Raw genomic sequence first — 2,672 nt, 5'->3', positions numbered from 1 at the left:
CATCGTCGATGCCAATGAGGCCTGGACGCCGCACAATCTGGAACAAAATCTCGCCGAATGCGCCGCGATGGGTGTCACGCTGGTGGAGCAGCCGCTGCCGGCCGGGCAGGATGGCGCGCTGGCGCGGATCGGCCGCAGGCCGGTCGCCGTCTGCGCCGACGAAAGCGTTCATGACCGGATATCGCTCGATGGACTTCGTGACCGCTACGACGCCGTGAATATCAAACTCGACAAGAGCGGCGGGCTGACCGAGGCGCTTGTCATGGCCGACGCGGCGCAGGCGCTCGGATTCGAAATCATGGTCGGCTGCATGGTCGCGACTTCGCTGGCGATGGCGCCGGCGATGCTGCTGGCGCGACAGGCCCGCTTCGTCGACCTCGATGGCCCGCTGCTGCTGGCGCGCGACCGCGACGGCGGCCTGCGCTACGACGGCAGCCTGGTCTATCCGCCCGAGGCGGCGCTGTGGGGATGATGGGAAAGCCGATGCCGCGCCAGCCACATGATGAGGCCGCCTGACAGCGCCATCGCCGCCATCAGGTAATAGACACCCTGGCCGTAGCGGGCGAAGATCATCCCGGAGGAGATCGACGCGATCGAGGTGACGATGCCGGTGCAGGCCGCAAGATACCCCTGCCCCCGCGCCATCGTCTGAATCGGAACATGCCGCACCATCAGGCCCATGGTGCCGACCATGGTCAGCCCGAAGGTCAGGCCGTGCGCCAGCTGCACGACGGCGAGCACGGCGATCGGCGGATCCTGCGCGGCGATCGACCAGCGCGCGACCGCGCACAGGGCCGCGATCACCACCAGCCGCGACGGATGCAGCTTGAATCGCGGCGACAGCGCGAACACCACGATCTCGGCAAGCACGCCGAGCGACCAGAGCCCGGCGATGGTCAGCCCGCCGAGTCCCGACTGCTGCCAGGCGATCGACGCGAACACGTAATAGGCGGCGTGGCTGCCCTGGATCAGCGCCGAGGTGGCGATGATGGCGAGAAAGCCGGGATCGCGCAGCAGCGCGGTGGAGCCTTGCATGGCCGTTGCCGCTGTTCTCGGACTGTCCAGCGGCTGCAGCCCGAGGCTGACGAGCGCGCCGAGCGCCGCCACCGACGCGATCACCCAGATCAGCTGTTCGGCGGCGATCAGGTCGACCAATAGCCCGCAGGCCAGCGCGCCGGCCACGAAAGCTGCCGAGCCCCACAGCCGCAGCGGCCCGTAATTCAGCCCGTAACGCGCCACGCCGCGCAGCGCATAGGCGTCGGTCAGCGGCGTCATCGAGGTCCACAGGCCCGAGGTGACGACGTAGATCAGGAATACCGCAAGCGGCAAATGCTGGGTTCCGACCAGGGCCAACCCGAGCGCGGTCGCAAACGCCGCCACGATCAGGGTGCCGCGCAGCGCCTGGCGCCTTTCGGCAAGGCCGGTGATGAACGGCAGCACCGTAAAGCGCGTCACGGATGGCACCGCCGAGATGATTCCGATCCAGGAGGCGTCGATGCCGACCGCCTTCAGCCATACCGTGAAAAACGGCAGATGGGTGCCGACGAGGCCGAACAGCGTGCCGTAAAACAGCGCCAGCCGCATGGCGAATCGCCTGGAGGCCGCTTGAGATGCGGTGGGGATTTGTGATTCGCTCGGCATCAATTCAATTGCGATTCGCTCGATATCGTGATGATCGTTAACGCAACGCGCTGACATTTGCGCGGTGAGTCTTGCATGGCCGACGAAGCATTTGCGCTGTCTCCGATCTCCGCTCGCGCTGCCCAGCCGAGCGAGGAAGACTATGACGCGATCAGCAAGGCGTTCATGGAGACCTCGCGGGGCCGCTGGTTTCTCGGCGAATACGCCAAGCGCAACCGCAATGCCGACACCAGCATGGTGCTGGAGGCGGTGGCGCGGCTCGAGGAAAACCTCGCCGCCCAGCGGCAACCCCAGCCGGCCCCCGACGATGGGCTCAAGGAGGCGCTGGCCGCGATCCGCGGCGCGGTCGATGAGGCCCGGGTCGCCGCGCTCGACGGCCTCGCGCTGGAGGAAAAGCTCGGGCCGGTCCGCAAGGGCAGCCGGATCATCCGGGAAATCGCCTGGCGCTGGCGCGAGATCGGTGCCGACGGACGTATTTGCGACCTGATCGATTCCCAGATCAACGCCATCGACGAGGCCTGCGGCGAGATCGCATCGATCAATCCCTTGAGCGCGTTCGACGTCATCGAGCGACAGCTCGCGGAACTCGGCGGCCACGAGGCCGCCCCCGCATCGCCGCAAGCCGCGGCGGAAGACAGCCCGTCGGCCGCGGCCCCGCCCGCCCCCTCGGATGAAATGCTCGCCGCCCTGGTGGAGCCGCTGGAGACCGCAGCCGCGGCCCCTGCCGACGACTCCGAAGCCACGGTGAGAGCTTCGTCGGTGCTGGCCGAACAAGCCATCGCGACGGCGGAAGCCGCGGAAGTGATGGCGGAAACCACCGACGCAACGCTCGAGACCGCAGACTCAACGATCGAGACGGTCGACGCGATGGCGGAGAGCGCCGACGTCGCGGTCGAGACCGTGCACGCCATGGCGGAGACCGCTGACATGGTGGTTGAGCCGGAGGGCCTGACCAGCGAAGCCGACGAAGCCCAAAATGAAGCCAATGACGACGCGATCCTCGACATGATCGCGCTCGAAATGGCCGCGGA

2 protein-coding genes and 1 pseudogene are annotated in these 2,672 nt (G+C 67.5%); 2 read left to right on the top strand and 1 reads right to left on the bottom strand.

What is annotated here, in order from left to right; translation table 11 throughout:
- Window positions 1–472: enolase C-terminal domain-like protein (locus Q7U29_RS09165; protein ID WP_304740627.1), on the top strand; the 472-nt coding region annotated here is incomplete at its 5' end.
- On the opposite strand, the gene Q7U29_RS09160 is transcribed toward Q7U29_RS09165, so the two are convergent.
- Window positions 442–1,641, bottom strand: coding sequence for an MFS transporter (locus Q7U29_RS09160; protein ID WP_304740625.1), 1,200 nt, complete (start codon window positions 1,639–1,641; stop codon window positions 442–444). The genes Q7U29_RS09165 and Q7U29_RS09160 overlap by 31 nt on opposite strands.
- A 75-nt stretch (window positions 1,642–1,716) precedes the next feature.
- On the opposite strand from Q7U29_RS09160, the pseudogene Q7U29_RS09155 reads away from it, so the two are divergent.
- A pseudogene (locus Q7U29_RS09155) lies at window positions 1,717–2,672 on the top strand (hypothetical protein); the annotation flags it as partial.

Origin of the sequence: Bradyrhizobium sp. (genome assembly GCF_030654605.1) — a bacterium.
In the GTDB taxonomy this organism is placed as follows: Bacteria; Pseudomonadota; Alphaproteobacteria; order Rhizobiales; family Xanthobacteraceae; genus Bradyrhizobium.
The sequence above is the reverse complement of the archived record's forward strand: the minus strand, read 5'-3'. Positions and strand labels throughout refer to the sequence as shown.